This is a genomic window from Pseudomonas sp. S31 (genome assembly GCF_016648105.1).
Lineage (GTDB): Bacteria > Pseudomonadota > Gammaproteobacteria > Pseudomonadales > Pseudomonadaceae > Aquipseudomonas.
This window is the reverse complement of sequence record NZ_JACVVE010000015.1, coordinates 109,211-129,416: the sequence shown is the minus strand read 5'-3', so window position 1 is coordinate 129,416 and position 20,206 is coordinate 109,211. Positions and strand designations below refer to the sequence as shown.

General features: G+C 63.4%; 17 protein-coding genes and 1 tRNA gene. 1 reads left to right on the top strand and 17 read right to left on the bottom strand.

Going from position 1 to position 20,206, the window contains the following annotated elements; genetic code table 11:
* Window positions 1-154: 154 nt before the first annotated feature.
* From IAE37_RS13635 to acs, 17 genes are all read right to left on the bottom strand, one after another.
* Window positions 155-245: transfer RNA gene (locus IAE37_RS13635), tRNA-Ser, on the bottom strand.
* 72 nt (window positions 246-317) lie between these two features.
* Entirely contained in the window at window positions 318-506 is a 189-nt protein-coding gene (gene csrA, locus IAE37_RS13630; protein WP_003254503.1) for a carbon storage regulator CsrA, read from the bottom strand.
* Between the two features lie 166 nt (window positions 507-672).
* The gene (locus tag IAE37_RS13625; protein WP_201174412.1) at window positions 673-1,908 is read right to left on the bottom strand and encodes an aspartate kinase; all 1,236 of its coding nucleotides are present in this window, start codon (window positions 1,906-1,908) and stop codon (window positions 673-675) included.
* An 83-nt stretch (window positions 1,909-1,991) separates the two neighbouring features.
* Entirely contained in the window at window positions 1,992-4,616 is a 2,625-nt protein-coding gene (gene alaS / locus IAE37_RS13620; protein WP_201174411.1) for an alanine--tRNA ligase, read from the bottom strand.
* A 272-nt stretch (window positions 4,617-4,888) separates the two neighbouring features.
* Entirely contained in the window at window positions 4,889-5,896 is a 1,008-nt protein-coding gene (gene astE, locus IAE37_RS13615; RefSeq protein ID WP_201174410.1) for a succinylglutamate desuccinylase, read from the bottom strand.
* Between the two features lie 10 nt (window positions 5,897-5,906).
* A complete protein-coding gene (locus tag IAE37_RS13610) occupies window positions 5,907-6,197 on the bottom strand; it encodes a topoisomerase II (protein WP_201174409.1) in 291 nt (96 codons plus the stop codon).
* Between the two features lie 14 nt (window positions 6,198-6,211).
* Window positions 6,212-7,561: an N-succinylarginine dihydrolase gene (astB, locus tag IAE37_RS13605; protein ID WP_201174407.1), complete on the bottom strand. Its 1,350-nt coding sequence runs from the start codon at window positions 7,559-7,561 to the stop codon at window positions 6,212-6,214.
* A 45-nt stretch (window positions 7,562-7,606) separates the two neighbouring features.
* A complete protein-coding gene (gene astD / locus IAE37_RS13600; RefSeq protein ID WP_201174405.1) occupies window positions 7,607-9,070 on the bottom strand; it encodes a succinylglutamate-semialdehyde dehydrogenase in 1,464 nt (487 codons plus the stop codon).
* Window positions 9,071-10,099 carry an arginine N-succinyltransferase gene (astA, locus tag IAE37_RS13595; RefSeq protein ID WP_201174403.1) on the bottom strand — a complete coding sequence of 343 codons (1,029 nt, stop codon included), beginning with the start codon at window positions 10,097-10,099 and terminating at the stop codon, window positions 9,071-9,073.
* A gap of 70 nt (window positions 10,100-10,169) precedes the next feature.
* Window positions 10,170-11,189 (bottom strand): arginine/ornithine succinyltransferase subunit alpha, encoded by a 1,020-nt coding sequence (aruF, locus tag IAE37_RS13590; RefSeq protein ID WP_201174401.1) that lies wholly within the window; start codon window positions 11,187-11,189, stop codon window positions 10,170-10,172.
* Window positions 11,190-11,331: 142 nt separating this feature from the next.
* Window positions 11,332-12,552, bottom strand: a complete 1,221-nt coding sequence (locus tag IAE37_RS13585) for an aspartate aminotransferase family protein (protein WP_201174400.1) — start codon at window positions 12,550-12,552, stop codon at window positions 11,332-11,334.
* Window positions 12,553-12,894: 342 nt separating this feature from the next.
* Window positions 12,895-13,875, bottom strand: coding sequence for a transcriptional regulator ArgR (gene argR, locus IAE37_RS13580; RefSeq protein WP_201174398.1), 981 nt, complete (start codon window positions 13,873-13,875; stop codon window positions 12,895-12,897).
* 100 nt (window positions 13,876-13,975) lie between these two features.
* Complete coding sequence (locus IAE37_RS13575) at window positions 13,976-14,740, bottom strand: ABC transporter ATP-binding protein (protein WP_201174396.1); 765 nt, start codon at window positions 14,738-14,740, stop codon at window positions 13,976-13,978.
* A gap of 22 nt (window positions 14,741-14,762) precedes the next feature.
* Window positions 14,763-15,461 (bottom strand): ABC transporter permease, encoded by a 699-nt coding sequence (locus IAE37_RS13570; RefSeq protein ID WP_201174394.1) that lies wholly within the window; start codon window positions 15,459-15,461, stop codon window positions 14,763-14,765.
* Complete coding sequence (locus IAE37_RS13565; protein ID WP_201174391.1) at window positions 15,458-16,147, bottom strand: ABC transporter permease; 690 nt, start codon at window positions 16,145-16,147, stop codon at window positions 15,458-15,460. Before IAE37_RS13565 ends, IAE37_RS13570 begins: the two co-directional genes overlap by 4 nt.
* Before the next feature lie 91 nt (window positions 16,148-16,238).
* Window positions 16,239-17,024 carry an ABC transporter substrate-binding protein gene (locus IAE37_RS13560; protein ID WP_201174389.1) on the bottom strand — a complete coding sequence of 262 codons (786 nt, stop codon included), beginning with the start codon at window positions 17,022-17,024 and terminating at the stop codon, window positions 16,239-16,241.
* Window positions 17,025-17,528: 504 nt separating this feature from the next.
* A complete protein-coding gene (gene acs / locus IAE37_RS13555; protein ID WP_201174387.1) occupies window positions 17,529-19,490 on the bottom strand; it encodes an acetate--CoA ligase in 1,962 nt (653 codons plus the stop codon).
* 430 nt (window positions 19,491-19,920) lie between these two features.
* Between acs and IAE37_RS13550 the strand changes: the two genes are divergently transcribed.
* Complete coding sequence (locus tag IAE37_RS13550) at window positions 19,921-20,175, top strand: DUF2790 domain-containing protein (RefSeq protein ID WP_201174385.1); 255 nt, start codon at window positions 19,921-19,923, stop codon at window positions 20,173-20,175.
* Window positions 20,176-20,206: the final 31 nt, after the last annotated feature.

Sequence of the window (20,206 nt, the reverse complement as noted above, 5' to 3'; positions counted from 1 at the left end):
ACCGCTCGGTTCGTAGCCGAGTACTCTATCCAGCTGAGCTATGAGTCCGTGTCTTGCTGCGCATTGTAGACCGCTGAAACATTTTTGCAAGAACTTTTTCGTTTAAAATCAACTACTTAGCGTTCTTACTGGTTACAGCGCCCTACGCGAATAATGGCGGTGAAGGGGGGATTCGAACCCCCGATACCCTTATGAGGTATACTCCCTTAGCAGGGGAGCGCCTTCGGCCACTCGGCCACCTCACCGCAACACGAGGCGAATATTAAACACAGCTCCCCTCGTTTGCAACCCTTTTTTTTAAAAAAACTTCAAAAAAATTAAAGGCTTGGCTCTTCGTCCTTCTCTTTCTTGATCCGCAGGTAGATTTCCTCGCGGTGAACGGCCACTTCCTTGGGCGCGCTGACGCCGATACGCACCTGGTTGCCTTTGACGCCGAGCACCGTCACGGTGATCTCGCCATCCCCAATGATCAGGCTCTCGGCGCACCGACGAGTCAGAATCAACATAGCTTTCTCCTTACGCAAAACATTCAGGGACCACAGTCTGTAGGTAACGGGGCCTGGTCGTGGACGACGACTCAGGCCCCAGGGCCATCACGCAAGGCAGGACAGGGCCCGCGTGACAGCCAGAAACGCGAAGGGCGCGGCTAAGCCGCGCCCTCCTGGCAGCGACTTACTCGCTCTGTCGAGCAGGTGCGTCGAGCTCGAAGGCGGTGTGCAGGGCGCGCACCGCCAGCTCCAGGTACTTCTCCTCGATCACCACCGAGACCTTGATCTCGGAGGTGGAGATCATCTGGATGTTGATGCTCTCCTTGGCCAGGGCTTCGAACATGCGGCTGGCCACGCCTGCGTGGGAGCGCATGCCAACGCCAACGATCGAGACCTTGGCGATCTTGGTGTCGCCGCTCACTTCACGCGCGCCGATTTCGCGGGCGGTGTTTTCCAGCACGGCGTAGGCCTTCTCGTACTCGTTGCGGTGTACGGTGAAGGTGAAGTCGGTGGTGTTATCGTGCGCGACGTTCTGCACGATCATGTCCACTTCGATGTTCGAAGCGCTGATCGGGCCGAGGATCTTGAACGCAACGCCCGGGGTGTCCGGCACGCCACGAATGGTCAGCTTGGCCTCATCACGGTTGAAGGCGATACCGGAAATGATCGGCTGTTCCATGGATTCCTCTTCATCAATGGTAATGAGGGTACCTGGACCCTCCTTGAAGCTGTGCAGCACGCGCAGCGGAACGTTGTACTTGCCGGCGAACTCGACCGAACGGATCTGCAGCACCTTGGAACCGAGGCTGGCCATTTCCAGCATTTCTTCGAAGGTGATCTTCTCCAGGCGGCGCGCCTGCGGCACGACACGCGGGTCGGTGGTGTAGACGCCATCGACGTCGGTGTAGATCTGGCACTCGTCGGCCTTGAGCGCCGCCGCCAGAGCAACGCCCGTGGTGTCGGAGCCGCCACGGCCCAGGGTGGTGATGTTGCCGTGCTCGTCGACACCCTGGAAACCGGCTACCACGACCACGCGACCTTCCTTGAGGTCGGCGCGGATCTTCTGGTCGTCGATCTGCAGGATGCGCGCTTTATTGTGCGCGCTGTCGGTGAGGATGCGCACCTGGTTGCCGGTGTAGGACACCGCTGGCACACCGCGCTTGATCAAGGCCATGGTCAGCAGGGCAATGGTGACCTGCTCACCGGTCGACACGATCACGTCCAGCTCGCGTGGAACCAGCTGATCGGTAACCTGCTTGGCCAGGTCGATCAGGCGATTGGTTTCACCGCTCATGGCCGACAGCACGATCACCAGGTCGTCGCCCGCTTCACGGTGCTTCTTGACCTTTTCGGCTACCTGCTCGATCCGCTCGATGGAACCGACAGAGGTGCCGCCAAATTTCTGTACGATCAACGCCATTTCAATGGTGCCTCAGCCCTTACAGGGCCCCAAAAAAACCATCCAACATGAAGGGGCGGCGACTAGACCACCGCCCCCTCATCTCAAAGTCCCTGCTCTGCGAATGGCACGGCCAGCGCCAGGGCATTGTCCAGCGCGGCGACGTCGACGCCACCGCCCTGGGCCATGTCCGGACGGCCACCGCCCTTGCCACCCACCGCCGCAGCGGCTTGTTTCATCAGGTCGCCAGCCTTGAGTTGGCTGGAGAGGTCCTTGGTCACGCCGGCCACCAGCACGACCTTGCCCTCGTACTCGCTGCCGAGCAGGATCACTGCGTGGCCGAGCTTGTTCTTCAACTGATCGACCAGGGCCAGCAGGGCCTTGCCGTCCTGCCCATCCAGGCGAGCGGCAAGCACCTTGGCGCCCTTGACCTCAACGGCCGCGTTGGAGAGATCATCCCCGGCGGCGCTGGCGGCCTTGGCCTGCAGCTGCTCCAGCTGCTTTTCCAGCTGACGGTTGCGCTCGAGCACAGCCGACAGCTTGTCGATCAGGTTGTCGCGGTTGCCCTTGACCAGCTGCGCGGCTTCCTTGACCTGCTCTTCGGCAGCGTTCAGGTAGGCCAGCGCGGCGGCGCCGGTCACCGCTTCGATACGGCGTACGCCCGAGGCTACGCCGCCTTCGCTGATGATCTTGAACAGGCTGATATCGCCGGTGCGCTTGGCGTGGATACCGCCGCACAGCTCGACCGAGAAGTCACCGCCCATGCTCAGCACGCGTACGGTGTCGCCGTACTTCTCGCCGAACAGGGCCATGGCGCCCTTGGCCTTGGCGGTTTCGATATCGGTCAGCTCGGTTTGCACCGGGGTGTTCTTGCGCACTTCGCTGTTGACGATTTCTTCCAGGGCCTTGATCTGCGCTGGCGTCACTGCCTCGAAGTGGCTGAAGTCGAAACGCAGGCGCTGGCTGTCGACCAACGAGCCCTTCTGCTGCACGTGCTCGCCCAGCACCCGACGCAGCGCTTCGTGCAGCAGGTGGGTGGCAGAGTGGTTCAACGAGGTGGCGTGCTGGACTTCGGCATCGACCTTGGCCTCGACCGGCGCGCCGATCAGCAGCGCGCCACTGGCGACCACGCCGTGGTGCAGGAAGGCACCACCGGTCTTGGTGGTGTCGCGCACGTCGAAGCGCACGGCGCCGGCCTGCAGGTAGCCGCTGTCGCCGACCTGGCCGCCGGACTCGGCATAGAACGGGGTGCGATCGAGGACCACGACGCCCTCCTCGCCTTCACCCAGCTGGTCGACCGACTGGCCGTCCTTGTACAGGGCGATGACCTTGCCCTGGCCTTCGGTGGCTTCGTAGCCGAGAAAGTCAGTGGCGGTGTCGACCTTGACCAGGCTGTTGTAGTCCATGCCGAAAGCGCTGGCAGAACGGGCACGCTCACGCTGGGCGTCCATCTCGCGCTCGAAGCCGGCTTCGTCGATGGTCAGCTCGCGCTCACGGGCGATGTCGGCGGTCAGGTCCATGGGGAAGCCGTAGGTGTCGTACAGCTTGAACACCACGTCGCCCGGTACCACGCTGCTCTTGAGCTGGGCCAGGTCCTGCTCGAGGATGCGCAGGCCCTGCTCGAGGGTCTTGGCGAACTGCTCTTCCTCAGCCTTGAGCACACGCTCGATGTGCGCCTGCTGGCTCTTGAGCTCAGGGAAGGCTTCGCCCATCTCGGCCACCAGGGCCGCGACGATCTGGTAGAAGAAGCTGCCCTTGGCGCCCAGCTTGTTGCCGTGGCGGCAAGCGCGGCGAATGATGCGGCGCAGCACGTAGCCACGGCCTTCGTTGGACGGCAGCACGCCGTCGGCGATCAGGAAACCGCAGGAACGGATGTGGTCGGCGACGACCTTCAGCGATGCCTGCTCGTCGTTGCTGCAGCCAATGGCCTTGGCTGCGGCGGCCAGCAGGTTCTGGAACAGGTCGATCTCGTAGTTCGAGTGCACGTGCTGCATCACCGCACTGATGCGCTCCAGGCCCATGCCGGTGTCCACCGACGGCGCTGGCAGCGGGTGCAGGACGCCATCGGCGGTGCGGTTGAACTGCATGAAGACGTTGTTCCAGATCTCGATGTAGCGGTCGCCGTCTTCTTCAGGCGAGCCGGGCGGGCCACCCCAGATGTCCGCGCCGTGGTCGTAGAAGATCTCGGTGCACGGGCCGCACGGGCCGGTGTCGCCCATGGTCCAGAAGTTGTCGGAAGCGTACGCGGCGCCCTTGTTGTCGCCGATGCGCACCATGCGCTCGGCCGGCACGCCGACTTCCTTGGTCCAGATGTCGTAGGCTTCGTCGTCGCTGGCATAGACCGTGACCCAGAGCTTTTCCTTGGGCAGGTTCAGCCATTTGTCGGAGGTCAGGAAGGTCCAGGCGAAGGTGATCGCGTCGCGCTTGAAATAGTCGCCGAAGCTGAAGTTGCCCAGCATCTCGAAGAAGGTATGGTGGCGCGCGGTGTAGCCGACGTTTTCCAGGTCGTTGTGCTTGCCGCCGGCGCGCACGCACTTCTGGCTGCTGACAGCACGGGTGTAGGCACGCTTCTCGGCACCCAGGAAGCAGTCCTTGAACTGGTTCATGCCGGCGTTGGTGAACAACAGGGTCGGGTCGTTGTTCGGAATCAGCGAACTGGAGGCGACTCGGGTATGGCCCTGCTCTTCGAAGAAGCGAAGGAAGGCTTCACGGATTTCTGCGCTTTTCATAGGTTCTTCCACGGAAACGGCGGCCCTGCGGGGCAAACACGTCGACGAAACGACGGCAAAGGGCCGCATTATATCGGTCCTGCAATCTCGGTGCAGTGTGTTTATGCGATAGAAGGTGTCGATTGCACGGTTTTTCGGGCTGATGCAAGCGAAAACGACATGAGCGGATGCTAAAGCCTGGGTTTCGCCACTGGCAAGCCAATTACCGCCCAAGGGAAGGGAAAATGGAACAGACGGTGAATTAAAAGGTTTTCATCCAAGGCCGCAGCGGTTCAGCCCAGGCGCTGCCCCGAATCCGGCACGATCAGGATCCCCGCTCGCAGGCCATTCTTGACCTTGGGGTTGGGAAAGATGATCCTCGCCCCCTCCTCCTCGACCACCCAGCGCATTTCGGCCAGGTCCTCGGCCAGCAGGTAGCCCTTGCTCAGCTCGGAAAAGTTCTCGATGTCCGCCGGCAGGTGCAGGTGGAAGCTGTCGCTGTGCTTGATGATCTCCCGGGCGACGCTGAACAGCTTGAGACCGTCCAGCGAACCCTCGTCCTCGGGCTCGGTACCCTCGATGATCTGGATCAGCCGCTCTTCAAGCTTGTCGAGGTTGACCTGCTCGTTCTGCCCGAACGGCCGCGCCTTGCCCAGCTCCAGGGTGAACGCCTCGGCGTCGAGCTGTTCGTAGGTGAAGGCACTGAAGGTGATCGATGACTTGCTCTGCAGCAGCACCGCCTCCATGCCGGCCGCCGCCAGGCGGGCGAGTTGGCGACGGGAGTGCGTGCGCCCCTCTTTATAGGGATACAGGGCGAACTGCTCGATCTTCGAGCCACGGATGGCGGTATGCAGGTCGTAGTGCAGGCGGGTGCGCTCGGGCTTGCTGAAGAAGACCCGGGCAAATTGCTCCAGCTCGGCGGCGCGCAACGCCTCGAAACCACTGGACAGCTCGTGGCGGCCATTGAACAGGCGGTTGATGTCCTGCTCGACGAAGCGCTCGCCCTTGCGGATGGCCGCCGGGTTGCCGAACAGGAACAGCAACCGCGCACGCGGCTTGATCTTGCCATTGGCCACGCCATGCAGCAGCCGCTCGAGCAGCTCGATGGGCGCGGTCTCGTTGCCGTGGATACCCGCCGACAACAGCAGGTCCAGACCACAATCGAGGGCTTCCGGAGGCCGCACTTCGAGCGCGCCCTCGCCCAGCCAGCGTAAACGCACGCCCTTGGGTGTCACTTGGGTCTTCTCGGCCGGTTCGTGATCGGTGAGGGTCAGCTCAAGCAGTTTTCCAAGGGCGAGCATAGGCGCTTCCTTAGTGGTGGTGGCCGCAATCCGGACCGTGGACGTGATCGTCGTCTTCGCCGACCTCGGCCGGTTCCATCTCCAACTGCAGGCTGACCAGGTTGGTGGCCATCGGGCGCAGCAGCAGGTTGGCGTACTCGGTGTCGCCTTCCTCGACATCCACACCGATCAGCAGTTGGCCACGGCCATCCTGCTGGATCCACACTTCCTTGCCTTGCCAGACCACGGCAAAGCGGGTGCAGGAGGTTTCCAACTGGGTGCCGTCGTGGTCTTCGAGGATCAGGCGCAGGGCGTCGGTCATTGCAATTACTCTCTTCAAGGTTGGCGTTGGAACGGATAGACCGAACCCAACTGCAGGATCTGGGTCAGCTCATCCAGTGCCGCGCGGCACTCGATCAGCAGTTGCGGGTCGGCAAGGTCCGCTTCGCCGAGGCGGTCGCGGTAGTGCTTGTCGACCCACTGCACGAGCGTCTCGTACAGCGGCGCGGTCATGATAACGCCTGGATTGACCGCCGCCAGTTCGGTTTCCTTCAAGGCCACCCGCAAACGCAGGCAAGCGGGCCCGCCGCCGTTCTGCATGCTCTGCTTGAGGTCGAACACCTTGACCTCACGCACCGGGCCGCCCTGGCGGGTCAATTGCTCCAGGTAAGCCCAGACCCGCTCGTTGTTGCGACACTCTTCCGGCACCACCAGCAACATCGAGCCATCGTCGCGGCTGAGCAGCTGGCTGTTGAACAGGTAGGAGCGCACCGCGTCTTCCACCGCCACCGCTGCCCGCGGCACCTGGACGGACTGGAAACGGCCGCCCCTGCTGGCCAGTTTAGCCTGCAGCTGGCCAAGTACCGCATCGCTGTCGAGGAAGGCGTCCTCATGGTGGAACAGCACCTCGCCGTTACCCACCGCAATCACGTCGTTGTGGAACACGCCCTGATCGATCACCGCCGGATTCTGTTGAGCGTAGACCACCCCGTCGTCGCTCAGGCCATGCAGCCTGGCCACCGCCTGGGAGGCTTCGAGGGTCTGGCGCGCGGGGTACTTCTGCGGCGCCGGGTAGCGGCTGTCGAAGGCGCTGCGCCCATACACGAAGAACTCGACTCCCGGCTCGCCATAGTCACGGCACAAGCGCGTGTGGTTGGCCGCGCCCTCATCGCCGAACTGCGCCACCGCCGGCAATGCCGGATGGTGGGCGAAGTGCCGGTCATCGGCGAACATCGCCGCCAGCACCCGGCTGGTGGTCGGGTGCTCGATGCTGCGGTGGTACTTGCAGTTGAGGTTGGCCGCAGTGAAGTGCACGCGCCCATCGGCCGTGTCGGCACTCGGGCTGACGGTGGCGGCATTGGCCACCCACATGCTCGATGCCGAGCAACTGGCCACCAGCAAGGGCATGGCCTCGCGGGCGGCGCGCTGGATCACCTCGCCATCGCTGCCGGCAAAACCCAGGCGCCGCAGGGCCGCCAGGTCGGGGCGCTCCTGCGGGGCGATCACGCCTTGCTTGAAACCGAGGTCGGCCAGCGCCTTCATCTTTGCCAGGCCCTGACGCGCCGCTTCACGCGGGTTGGACGCCTGCTGGCTGTTGCTCTGCGAAGCCACGTTGCCGTAGGACAAGCCGCCGTAATTGTGGGTAGGCCCCACCAGGCCATCAAAATTCACTTCGTAGGATTTCATCGGCTAGGCTCCGTGGCCTGTTGTTATAGGCTCAGCGGCCAGTTGTTATAAAGTGACGCCCGGCGTCAGGGTCGCCGGCAGAGCAAGGTTGGCGGTTTCCAGCGAAGCCACGGGGTAGGCGCAGTAATCGGCGGCGTAATAGGCGCTGGCGCGGTGGTTGCCACTGGCGCCTACGCCACCGAACGGCGCGCTGCTGGCGGCGCCCGTCAGTTGCTTGTTCCAGTTGACGATGCCGGCGCGACTGCGCAGCCAGAAGTACTGGTAACGCGCCCGCGAATCGGACAACAGCCCGGCGGCGAGGCCGTACTGGGTGTTGTTGGCCTCATCGATGGCGGCATCGAAGTCGCTGTAGCGGATCACCTGCAGCAGCGGGCCGAACAACTCCTCGTCAGGGCGCTCGGCCACGCCACTGACATCGATGATGCCAGGCGTCAGCAGGGCCGCATCGGCTTGCGGCTGGGCCATCGCCAGCAGTGCCACGCCGCCCTTGCCCAGCAGATCGGCCTGGGCCGCGAGCAGCACGTGCGCTGCCTCCAGGGAAATCACCGAGCCCATGAACGGCGCCGGCTGCTGGTCGAAGGCGCCCACGGTGAGGGTGCGGCACACCTCGACCAGTCGGGCCAGCAAGGCGTCGCCCCAATCGCCTTGCGGCACCAGCAGGCGGCGCGCGCAGGTGCAGCGCTGGCCGGCGGAAATGAACGCCGACTGGATGATGGTGTACACCGCCGCGTCGAGGTCCTTGACCTGGTCGACCAGCAACGGGTTGTTGCCGCCCATTTCCAGCGCCAGGATCTTGTCCGGGCGCCCGGCGAACTGTTGGTGCAGCGAGTTGCCGGTACGGCTGGAGCCGGTGAAGAACAGCCCGTCGATGCCAGGGTTGGCGGCCAGCGCCACACCGGTTTCACGCCCTCCCTGGACCAGGTTGAGCACACCGGCCGGCAAGCCGGCGGCGATCCAGCAGTTGAGCGTCAATTCGGCGACCTTGGGCGTCAGCTCGCTGGGCTTGAACACCACGCAGTTGCCCGCCAACAGGGCCGGGACGATGTGCCCGTTGGGCAGGTGCCCAGGGAAATTGTAGGGGCCGAACACGGCCACCACGCCATGCGGCTTGTGCCGCAGCACGGCAGTGGCATCGGCCAGCGGGCCACTCTTCTCGCCCGTGCGTTCTCGGTAGCTTTGCACCGAAATCGCCACCTTGTTGACCATGCTGGTGACTTCGGTCGCCGCTTCCCACAGGGGCTTGCCGGTTTCGCTGCCAATGCAGTGGGCCAGCGCATCGGCATTAGCCTTGAGCTGATCGGCAAAGGCCTCGAGCAGGCTGATGCGTGCCTCCAGGCTCAGCTGCGCCCAGGCAGGAAATGCCTGGCGGGCAGCCTGCACGGCCGCCTCGACCTGCGCGGCGTCGGCGGCATGCCCCTGCCAGACCTGCGCCTGGCTGACCGGGTTGAGCGACTGCAAGGGCGCGCCCTGCCCGGGCTGCCAGGTGCCTGCGATGTAGTGGCTGTACATTTACTGACCCTCCCGGCTCGCCGACAGCGGCACCGCTCGCACGTTGTCGCCAGCGCCCATGCGCAGGCGCTTGGCGGTCGCCGGGTCGACCACCAGGGTACCGGCAGCCAGGCGCGCCGGCGCCGCCGTGATCCGGCAGTCGTCGCGCTTGCGGTTGTGGATGATGTACGGGGTGGCATCGTCGCCGGGCGTGCCCACGGCCAGCACCAGGGTCTGGCTGTCGCGCACCGCGCGCACCTTGGCGGTCTCGCATTCGATGGCAGGGCCGGCATCGAAGATATCGACATAGCCCTGGTAGCTGAACCCCTCCTGCTTGAGCATCGCCAGGGCAGGCTCGGTGTCGGTGTGCACGCGCCCGATCACACTGCGTGCGGCCTCTGACAGGAAGCAGGTGTACAGCGGGAACTTGGGCATCAGCTCGGCGATGAACGACTTGTTGCCCACGCCGGTGAGGTAGTCGGCCTGGCTGAATTCCATCCTGAAGAAGTGCCGCCCCAGGCACTCCCAGAACGGCGAACGGCCGTGCTCGTCGGAGATGCCGCGCATCTCGGCGATGATCTTGTTGCCGAACAGCTCGGGAAACTCGGCGATGAACAGCATCCGCGCCCGCGACAGCAGGCGGCCGTTGAGGCCTGAGCGGTGGTCGCTGCGCAGGAACAGCGAGCACAACTCGGAGTTGCCGGTCAGGTCGTTGGCCAGGAACAGGGTCGGGATCTCGCGGTAGATGTTCAGTTCCTGGGAGGCGCTGACGGTGAGCCCGACCCGGTAGTTGTACCAGGGCTCGCGCAAGCCCACGGCACCGGCGATGGCACTGATGCCGACCACCAGGCCTTCGTCGTTCTCCAGCACGAACAGGTAGTCGGTGTCGCCACGCTCGGCCTCGCCACGGAAGCTCTTCTCGGCCCAGCCGACGCGATGGCCGAGGCGCTCCTCGTTGGCCGGCAGGGAGGTCAGGCCAGTGGTACCGGTGCTGCGTGCCAATTCGATCAGCGCGGGTAAATCGCTGCTGCGTACGGGACGAACGATCATGCTATCTCCTTGTGCGCGGGCTTGCCCCCTGCGCGAAACTCTCTATACCGCGGGCGTCGTCAGCCCGGCTTCAGACCGCGACCAGGCGCACGCTCGCGCCCTCGCCCACTCCCAGCGCCTCGGCTGCGGCACTGCCCAGGCCGACCGGTTTGCCCGGCACCCAGTCGAGTTCCAGCAGCACCGCACGGTAGTCCTGCAACAGGCCGTTACACACCAGGTACGGCCGCCCGCCCTTGCTCGGCGTCTCCTCGAGCTTGACCGGCGCCACCCGGCTCTGGGCGATCGAACGGATGCCCGAGGTGCGCGCATGCAGGGTCGGACCGCCATCGAAGATGTCGATGTAGTGCTCGGTCTCGAAGCCGTCGCGCATCAGGATGTCGAAGGTGATCTGCGCGCGCGGGTGCACCTGGCCCATGGCTTCCTGGGCCTGGTCCGGCAGCAGCGGCACGTAGATCGGGTAGTGCGGCATCAGCTCGGCGAGGAAGGTGCGGCTTTTCAGGCCGCACAGGCGCTCGGCATCGGCGTAGTTGAGGTCGAAGAAGTTGCGCCCGATGGCATCCCAGAACGGCGACTCGCCCTGCTCGTCGCTGTAGCCGACGATCTCGGTGACCACCGAGTCGGCGAAGCGCTCCGGGTGCGAGGCCATGAACAGCAGGCGGCCGCGCGAATTGAGTTCGGCCCAGCCGCTGCTCACCAGCTCAGGCAGCACGTAGAAACTGGTCAGCAGGCTGTTGCCTGTGAGGTCATGGCACAGTGAAAGCACGTGGATCTTGTTGTGGATCTTCAGCTCGCGGGAAGCATGCACGAAGGTCTCGTTGCGAAAGCTGTAGAACGGCTCGGAGTAACCGGCCGAGGCGACGATGGCCGAACAGCCGGCGAGCTTGCCGGTCTCGCTGTCCTCGAGCACGAAGAAGTAGGTTTCCTCGCCATTGAACATGACTTCGGCGGCGAAGGAGGTTTCCGAGGCGGCGATCTTGTCGCCCAGGCGCGCGGCATCGTCCGGCAGCGAGGTGACACCAATGGGGCTGTCGGCAGCCATGCGCTGCACTTCGTTCAGATCAGCCATTTGCGCGGGGCGCATCACCAGCATGGTGTCACTCCTTTCGGGTCAGCGTGCCGAAAGGCTCGGCACGGAAAAACGGCGGATGCGCCAGCAACCTGCCAACACGCACCCACTCTGGAAATCGGTATCGCCGGCGCCGCCGTGGAGCAGCGTCGCCGGCGAACGGGCCTCAGCCCTGGACCAGCTTGGCCACGGCGCGCTCGAAGCGCTCCAGGCCTTCATCGATGTCGGCGTCCTCGACCACCAGGCTCGGTGCAAAGCGGACCACGTCCGGGCCAGCCTGCAGCACCATCACGCCTTCCTGCTCGGCGGCGTTGAGCACGTCCTTGGCCTTGCCTTGCCAGGCTTCGGTCAGCACGCAGCCAATCAGCAGGCCGACCCCACGCACCTGGGAGAACAGCTTGTATTGCTGGCCGATCTGCTCCAGGCGAGCCTTGAAGCGCTCGTGCTTGGCCTTGATGCCGGCCAGGGTCTCTGGGGTGTTGACCACATCCAGCACCGCGCAGGCGACGGCGCAGCCCAGCGGGTTGCCACCGTAGGTGGTGCCGTGGGTGCCGACGGCCAGGTGCTTGGCCAGTTCGGCGGTGGTCAGCATGGCGCCGATCGGGAAACCGCCACCCAAACTCTTGGCACTGGTCAGGATGTCAGGGGTCACGCCGTAGTGCTGGTAGGCATACAGCGAGCCGGTACGGCCAACGCCGGTCTGCACTTCATCGAAGATCAGCAGGGCATTGTGCTCGTCACACAGCTTGCGGGCACCCTCCAGGTAGGCTTTGTCGGCCGGCACCACGCCGCTTTCACCCTGGATCGGCTCGATCACCACGGCGCAGGTCTTGTCGGAAATCTGCGCCTTGAGGGCTTCCAGGTCGTTGTACGGCACGTGGCTGATGCCGGTGATCTTCGGCCCGAAGCCGTCGGAGTACTTGGGCTGGCCACCGACGCTGACGGTGAACAGGGTACGCCCGTGGAAGCTGTTCACGGTGGCGATGATTTCGTGCTTGTCCGGGCCGAAGCGGTCATGGGCAACGCGACGGGCCAGCTTGAAGGCGGCCTCGTTGGACTCGGCGCCGGAGTTGCAGAAGAAGGCGCGGTCGGCGAAGGTCGCGTCCACCAGCTTGTGGGCCAGGCGCAGGGCCGGCTCGTTGGTGAACACGTTGGATACGTGCCAGAGGGTGTTGGCCTGCTCGGTCAGCGCCTTGACCAGCGCCGGGTGGCAGTGGCCCAGGGCGTTCACCGCGATGCCGCCGGCGAAGTCGATGAGCTCGCGGCCCGATTGATCCCAGACGCGGGAACCCTCGCCTCGCACAGGAATGAAGGCCGCCGGAGAATAGTTGGGAACCATGACCTGGTCGAAATCGGCACGTTGCACCGGGGCTTGCTCAACGGACATCTGAGTCTCCTGAAGAGGAACGCTGGCCTTGAAGTGGCGAGCGATGGGGGGATTGTAAGGACTGATCCGCGCCTGTCCTTGCGGCCAAGCGACAACTTGTTACAGCGCAAAACCTCAGTTTTACCGGGGCTTTCGGCAATGCGACAAATTTTGTCGCAATGGCGCAGTGTACGGGAGAGAAGGGGCTGGGTGAACGGGTGTTCACATCAACAAGAGATGCTGACTAGGGTGGCCTCTTCGCGGGTAAACCCGCTCCTACAGATACCGCACAGGTTTCGAATACTGCTGGGATCCTGTAGGAGCGGGTTCACCCGCGAAGAGGCCAGACAGACAACAGAAGACTCAGCCCTTTTCAGCAGGCGCCGAGCTCAGCTCGAACGGGCTGCTGTTACGCCGCTGGTTACGGTCTTCACGCGGCGTGGCGCCGAAGAAATTACGGTAGGCACTGGAAAAATGCGGCCCCGAGGAGAACCCGCAGGACAACCCGATCTGGATGATCGACTTGCTGGTCTGCATGAGCATCTGCCGCGCCTTGTTCAGACGCAGCTCCAGGTAGTACTGGCTGGGCACGCGGTTGAGGTACTGCTTGAAGATTCGTTCCAACTGCCGGCGCGACACGCACACGTGCTGGGCGATCTCGTCGGTGGTCAGCGGCTCCTCGATGTTGGCTTCCATCAACAGCACCGCCTGGGTCAGCTTCGGATGGCTCGAGCCCAGGCGATTCTGCAGGGGAATGCGCTGGCGCTCGCCACCTTCGCGGATGCGCTCGACCACCAGCTCCTCCGATACCGCCCCGGCGAGCTCGGCACCGTGGTCACGGGCCAGCACCGCCAGCAGCAGGTCGGTCACCGCCATGCCGCCGCACGCCGTCAGGCGATCGCGGTCCCAGTCGAACAGGTGGCTGGTGGCGATCACCTTGGGAAAACGCTCGGCGAAATCATCCTGCCAGCGCCAGTGCACCGCAGCGCGGTAACCATCGACCAACCCCAGCAGGGCCAATGGATAGACTCCGGCCGACAGCCCGCCGATCATGCAACCGCTGCGAGCCAGCTGCTTGAGCGCGGCCCCCAGCGCCGAAGCCACCGCCAGCGGCGGCTCGTCGGCCAGCAGGAACAACTTGTGGCAACCGTCCAGGCGGCCATTCCAGGGCTCGCCCGGCAAGCGCCAGGCACCCTCCTCGGCCGGCTCGGCCTGCAGGAACACCAGCTCGTAGGCCACTTCCGGATGCACCTGCTGGGCCACCTGCAGGACTTCTTCGGCCAGCGCCAAGGTCAGGGGCTTGGTGCTGGGCCAGGTGAGAAAACCGATTCGCTGGGTGGTCATAGGGTACGGTCCGAAACCTGAGGTCGTTCGAGTCTGTGGCGCCTGGGGCAGGCTGCGCGCGTTGCGCAGCATGCCCTATTCTGGTGCAAAGCGGCAGCCTTTACTTCAGGCTACCGGAAAGGAACTGCCGCAGGCGATCCGATTGCGGGTTGGCCAGCACCTCGCGGGGGCAGCCGCGCTCTTCCACCCGGCCCTGGTGGAGGAACACCAGCTGGTTGGACACCTCGCGGGCGAAGCCCATTTCGTGGGTCACCACCACCATGGTACGGCCTTCCTGGGCCAGCGCCTGCATGACCTTGAGCACATCGCCCACCAGTTCGGGGTCGAGCGCCGAGGTCGGCTCGTCGAACAGCATCACCTCCGGCTCCATGGCCAGCGCTCGGGCAATCGCCACACGCTGCTGCTCACCACCGGACATATGCCCGGGGAAAGCATCCTTGCGATGCGCGACGCCGACCTTGGCCAGGTAGTGCTCGGCCTTTTCCAGCGCTTCTTTCTTGTTCACGCCCAGCACATGCACCGGCGCCTCGATCACATTCTCCAACGCGGTCATGTGCGACCACAGGTTGAAATGCTGGAACACCATCGACAGGCGCGAGCGCATGCGCTGCAGCTGCCGTGGGTCGGCGGCCTTGAGCGCGCCATCCTTGCCGGGGACCAGCTTGAGCGCCTCGTTGTTGAGCAGGATCTTGCCGGCGTGGGGCTGCTCGAGCAGGTTGATGCAGCGCAGGAAAGTAGACTTGCCCGAACCACTGGAGCCGATGATGCTGATCACATCGCCTGCCTTGGCCGCCAGGGAAACGCCCTTGAGCACTTCGTGGGTGCCATAGCGCTTGTGCAGGTCTTGGACTTCGAGTTTGTACATGCTGTCGGTTCTCACAGAGCGTTCAGTGCTTGCGCGGCGCCAGGTAGCCGAGCCAGCGGCGTTCGGCCATCTTGAACAGGCGCACGAGGATGAAGGTCAGGCACAGGTAGAACACGCCCGCCGTGATATAGGCCTCGAAAGGCAGGTAGTACTGGGCATTGACCGTACGCGCGGCGCCAGTGATGTCGATCAGGGTGACGATCGACGCCAGGCTGGTGGTCTGCAGCATCATGATCACTTCGTTGCTGTACTGCGGCAGCGCCCGGCGCAGGGCCGAGGGTAGCAGGATGCGCCGGTACATCTTCATGCGCGACATGCCCATGGCCTTGGCCGCCTCGATCTCGCCGTGGGGCGTGGCCTTGAGACTGCCGGCGATGATCTCCGCCGTGTAGGCGCTGGTATTGACGGCGAACGCCAGGCAAGCGCAGAACGTGGCGCTGGACAGCAACGGCCAGAATACGCTGCTGCGTACCGCCTCGAACTGGGCCAGGCCGTAGTAGATCAGGAACAGCTGCACCAGCATCGGCGTGCCGCGAATCACGTAGGTGTACAGCCAGGCGACAAGGTTCACCAGCGGCTGCTTGGACACCCGCATCAGCCCCAGCGGGATCGCCGCCAGCAGGCCAAAGAACAACGACAGCGCCAGCAGCTTGAGGGTGGTCAGCAGGCCGCCGAGGTAAAGCGGCATGGCCTCCCACACCACGTTGTAGTCGAAGATCATAGCTCAGCCACCTTGACGCCCACCGAATAGCGGCGCTCGAGATACTTCAGGGCCAGCAGCGAGATGCTGGTGATAACCAGATACAACGCGGCCACCGCCAGGAAGAACGTGAAAGGTTCGCGGGTGGCATCGGCCGCCTGCTTGGCCTTGAACATCATGTCCTGCAGGCCGACCACCGAGATCAGTGCCGTGGCCTTGGTCAGCACCAGCCAGTTGTTGGTGAAGCCTGGAATGGCCAGGCGGATCATCTGCGGCACCTGGATACGGAAAAACACCTGGCGCGCGCTCATGCCATAGGCCACCCCGGCCTCGGCCTGGCCCTTGGGGATACCGAGAAACGCGCCACGGAAGGTTTCCGACAGGTACGCGCCGAATATGAAGCCCAAGGTACCGATACCGGCAACCAGTGGGTTGAGGTCGATGTAGTCCTCGTAGCCGAGCAGCGGTGCCAGCCGGTTGATGATGTCCTGCCCGCCGTAGAAGATCAGCAGGATCAGGACCAGGTCGGGGATGCCACGAATCACCGTGGAATACAGATCCCCCAGCCAAGCCAGCCAGCGCACCGGCGACAAACGCAGCGCCACGCCGATCAGGCCGAGCACGATGGCCAGGGCCATCGACGACAGGGCGAGCTGTAGCGTCAGCCACGCCCCGTCGAGGATGACTGCCCCGTAGCCTTTCAACATGATTGGGATTCCTCAGGGCTTGGGAATGAAAAATGGTGCAAACCTCAGAGCCTCTGCTGTTTGCACCATTGGAGCGGTGAAACTCGACGTCTTAGTTCGAGTCTGGACCGTAGATATCGAAGTTGAAGTACTTCTTCTCGATTTCTTTGTACTTGCCGTTGGCGCGGATGGCGTCGATGGCAGCATTGATGCGCTCGCGGTTGGCGTCGTCGCCCTTGCGCACGGCGATGCCGACGCCGTCACCGAAGTACTTCACGTCGGTGAACGATGGCCCGACGAAGGCGAAGCCCTTGCCGGCGTCGGTCTTCAGGAAGCCATCTTCAAGCAGGGTGGCGTCGGCAACGGTGCCGTCCAGGCGTCCAGCGGCGACGTCCAGGTAGATTTCATTCTGGGTGCCATACGGCACGACGGTAGCGCCCTTCGGCGCCAGCACTTCCTTGGCGAAACGGTCGTGGATCGAGCCACGCTGCACGCCGATCTTCTTGCCCTTGAGCTCGTCGAGACCTTCACTGACGGTGGTGCCTTCCTTCATCACCAGGCGTGCCGGGGTCAGGTAGTAGCGCTTGGTGAAGTCGACCGACTTCTTGCGGTCGTCGGTGATCGACATGGACGACAGGATAGCGTCGATCTTGCGCACCTTGAGCGCCGGAATCAGGCCGTCGAACTCCTGCTCGACCCAGGTGCACTTGGCTTTCATCTCTTCGCACAAGGCATTGCCGATGTCGTAGTCGAAGCCGGCGATGCTGCCATCGGGCTGCTTGAAGGCGAACGGAGGGTAGGCGGCTTCGATGCCAATCTTCAGCGGCTTTTCATCGGCCTGCGACACCAGGGAAAACACGGACAGCGCCAGGGCGCCAAGCAGTGCGAGCTTCTTCATCAGGTAACTCCATCGTCACGGGGCAATACAAGGCAGGGGTAACGGCTGCCCGATTTGCGAATGGGTACAACGCAGCTACGGGGCATCGACCAAGGTCGCAGACCACGAGCGAGTGAGTGGCATTTTAACGACAGCCCGGTAGTCGATATTTCTTGAAAGCGACAACTACGTATAGAAGCGCAAGAAACTGCGGCGGGCGAGGTTGACAGCCTCTGCAATATATGCAAGAGCGCAAGGAACAGGACCTAGAGAACTAGCAATTAACGGGCCTATTATTGGCAAAGCCTTGTAGGACGGCAAGTGAAGGCTGCGCTCTTGTAAAAAATGCCTACAAAATGCACCGAAAAAATTCACAGCTGTTTCTTCCTGCCCCGTTTGCGTGCGAAAGCGGTGACACAAAGAGTTACCGATGAATGCCGGGTGACAGAAAAGCACAAACCCCGCCGATTGCCCTGGCGGGGTTTGTGGGAAGCGCCCATAGGCTGGCAGGCAGCCCAGGATCTATCAGGCCGAAGCCAGGCTCATCGCCTTGTGGGTATCGATCAGGTGCTGCACCACACCCGGGTCGGCCAGGGTCGAGATATCGCCCAGCGCATCGTATTCACCTGTGGCGATCTTGCGCAAGATACGCCGCATGATCTTGCCCGAGCGGGTCTTGGGCAGGCCTGGGGCCCACTGGATCACATCAGGCGAGGCGATCGGGCCGATCTCCTTGCGCACCCAGTTCTTCAGTTCCAGACGCAACTGCTCGCTCGGCTCCTGGCCGGCATTGAGGGTGACGTAGACATAGATGCCCTGGCCCTTGATGTCATGCGGCACGCCTACGACCGCGGCCTCGGCCACCTTGCTGTGGGCGACCATGGCGCTTTCGATCTCGGCGGTCCCCATGCGGTGGCCGGAAACGTTGAGCACGTCATCCACGCGACCGGTGATCCAGTAGTAGCCATCCTCGTCGCGGCGCGCGCCATCGCCGGTGAAGTACATGCCGCGGAAGGTCTTGAAATAGGTATCGACGAAACGATCGTGGTCGCCATACAGCGAACGCGACTGGCCCGGCCAGGAATCGAGGATCACCAGATTGCCCTCGGCCGCGCCGTCGATCAGGTTGCCCAGGTTGTCCACCAGGGCTGGCACCACGCCAAAGAACGGACGCGTGGCCGAACCCGGCTTCAGACCGGTCGCGCCCGGCAGCGGGCTGATCAGGATGCCGCCGGTCTCGGTCTGCCACCAGGTATCGACGATCGGGCAACGCTCCTTGCCCACGGTCTTGTAGTACCAGTTCCAGGCCTCGGGGTTGATCGGCTCACCCACCGAACCCAGCAGGCGCAGGCTGGAACCATCGGCACCGGCCACGGCGGCCTCGCCCTCGGCCATCATGGCGCGGATGGCGGTAGGTGCGGTGTAGAGGATGTTGACCTTGTGCTTGTCGACGATCTTCGACACGCGGGTGATGTCCGGGTAGTTCGGGATGCCTTCGAACAGCAGCGTGGTCGCGCCATTGGCCAGCGGGCCGTAGACGATGTAGCTGTGGCCGGTGACCCAGCCGACGTCGGCGGTGCACCAGTAGACTTCGCCCGGGCGGTAGTCGAACACGCGCTCGTGGGTCAGCGCGGCGTACACCAGGTAGCCCCCGGTGGTGTGCAACACACCCTTGGGCTTGCCGGTGGAGCCGGAGGTATAAAGGATGAACAGCGGCTCTTCGGCGCCCATTTCCTTCGGCGCGCAGTGGCTGGAGGCGACCTTCATCAGGTCCTCGTACCAGATGTCGCGGTGTTGGTGCCAGGCGATGTCGCCACCGGTGCGCTTGCACACGATGATTTTCTGTACGCTGTTGGTTTCAGGGTTGGTCAGCGCCAGGTCGACGTTGGCCTTGAGCGGAGTACGACGACCGCCGCGCACGCCCTCGTCGGCGGTGATCACCACCTTGGACTTGCAGTCGATGATGCGCCCGGCCAGCGCTTCGGGGGAGAAGCCGCCGAACACCACCGAATGGATCGCACCGATGCGGGCACAGGCCAGCATGGCCACCACCGCCTCGGGAATCATCGGCATGTAGATGGTCACCACGTCACCACGGTGCACGTCCTGGCCACGCAAGGCGTTGGCGAACTTGCACACCTGCTCGTGAAGCTCGCGGTAGGTGATGTTGCGGTGTTCGGAAGGGTCGTCGCCCTCCCAGATGATCGCCAGTTGGTCACCACGCTCCTCGAGGTGGCGGTCCAGGCAGTTGGAGGACACGTTCAGAGTGCCGTCGGCAAACCACTTGATATCGACATGGTGGTCGTCGAAGGAGGTCTGCTTGACCTTGCTGAAGGGCTTGATCCAGTCGAGACGCTGGGCCTGCTCGCGCCAGAATCCGTCCGGGTTGATCACCGATTGCTGGTACATGGCCTTGTAGGTGGCCTCGTCGGTCAGGGTAGTGGCCGCAACCTCGGGACGAACGGGATACAGTGGAGCCGCACTCATCTGTGTTACCTCGGTGTAATAGTTGTTTTTGTATGAAACCGTATGAATCGTTTGTAACTGTACCAGAGCGGGAAAATCCATTCGACGATGGTAGTAGCGCAGCGTTGCGAATCGCGCTCGGCTCTGGCGCGGGGCCTCTAGCCCGCGGCCAGCGGCCCGGCAAGGGAGCAAACCGGGGCGGCCTGCCAGGGCGATTGTTACCGATTCTGTCAAAAGGCAAAAAAACTTTATCAAAACGGACTCTGTTTCCCACAACTAACGGGGCATAAAATTCATCTCGCCAACAAGGCAAAGGCGATTAACAACTGGTAACAGCCCCCACGAAGGCAAACGTTAATCCCCCTCTAATCCCGATAGTTGAAACTTGGCTGTACTCGCGGCGCCACAAGCGCCGCGCACCCCATCACGACCTTAGACAGGTAAAATGAAAATGAAAGCTTTACTGGTATTGGTACTTGGCGGTTTTTGCGGCGCGGCACTGGCCGATGAAGCAAAAGATGTCGAGCAGATCCCGGTTGAACAATACAGCTACTCGCAACACCTGGACATCGCCCGCGTCATCTCCATGAGCGAAGTGCCAAATGTCTGCGAAGTGGTGCCAGCCCGCATGACCTATGAGGACTCCCAGGGCCAGAAGCACATTCTCGAGTACCGCGTGATGGGTAACGGCTGCTCCAACGGCTGATCGATGATCCGGGGCCCTGCTGCGGGGGCCC

Coding starts and splice junctions, on each gene's coding strand:
- IAE37_RS13550 (WP_201174385.1), top strand. CDS start 19,921: ATGAAAGCTTTACTGGTATTGGTACTTGGCGGTTTTTGCGGCGCGGCA.
- csrA (WP_003254503.1), bottom strand. CDS start 506: ATGTTGATTCTGACTCGTCGGTGCGCCGAGAGCCTGATCATTGGGGAT.
- IAE37_RS13565 (WP_201174391.1), bottom strand. CDS start 16,147: ATGTTGAAAGGCTACGGGGCAGTCATCCTCGACGGGGCGTGGCTGACG.
- acs (WP_201174387.1), bottom strand. CDS start 19,490: ATGAGTGCGGCTCCACTGTATCCCGTTCGTCCCGAGGTTGCGGCCACT.
- alaS (WP_201174411.1), bottom strand. CDS start 4,616: ATGAAAAGCGCAGAAATCCGTGAAGCCTTCCTTCGCTTCTTCGAAGAG.
- aruF (WP_201174401.1), bottom strand. CDS start 11,189: ATGCTGGTGATGCGCCCCGCGCAAATGGCTGATCTGAACGAAGTGCAG.
- astD (WP_201174405.1), bottom strand. CDS start 9,070: ATGTACAGCCACTACATCGCAGGCACCTGGCAGCCCGGGCAGGGCGCG.
- IAE37_RS13570 (WP_201174394.1), bottom strand. CDS start 15,461: ATGATCTTCGACTACAACGTGGTGTGGGAGGCCATGCCGCTTTACCTC.
- IAE37_RS13625 (WP_201174412.1), bottom strand. CDS start 1,908: ATGGCGTTGATCGTACAGAAATTTGGCGGCACCTCTGTCGGTTCCATC.
- astA (WP_201174403.1), bottom strand. CDS start 10,099: ATGATCGTTCGTCCCGTACGCAGCAGCGATTTACCCGCGCTGATCGAA.
- astB (WP_201174407.1), bottom strand. CDS start 7,561: ATGAAATCCTACGAAGTGAATTTTGATGGCCTGGTGGGGCCTACCCAC.
- IAE37_RS13575 (WP_201174396.1), bottom strand. CDS start 14,740: ATGTACAAACTCGAAGTCCAAGACCTGCACAAGCGCTATGGCACCCAC.
- IAE37_RS13585 (WP_201174400.1), bottom strand. CDS start 12,552: ATGTCCGTTGAGCAAGCCCCGGTGCAACGTGCCGATTTCGACCAGGTC.
- IAE37_RS13610 (WP_201174409.1), bottom strand. CDS start 6,197: ATGACCGACGCCCTGCGCCTGATCCTCGAAGACCACGACGGCACCCAG.
- IAE37_RS13560 (WP_201174389.1), bottom strand. CDS start 17,024: ATGAAGAAGCTCGCACTGCTTGGCGCCCTGGCGCTGTCCGTGTTTTCC.
- astE (WP_201174410.1), bottom strand. CDS start 5,896: ATGCTCGCCCTTGGAAAACTGCTTGAGCTGACCCTCACCGATCACGAA.
- argR (WP_201174398.1), bottom strand. CDS start 13,875: ATGACCACCCAGCGAATCGGTTTTCTCACCTGGCCCAGCACCAAGCCC.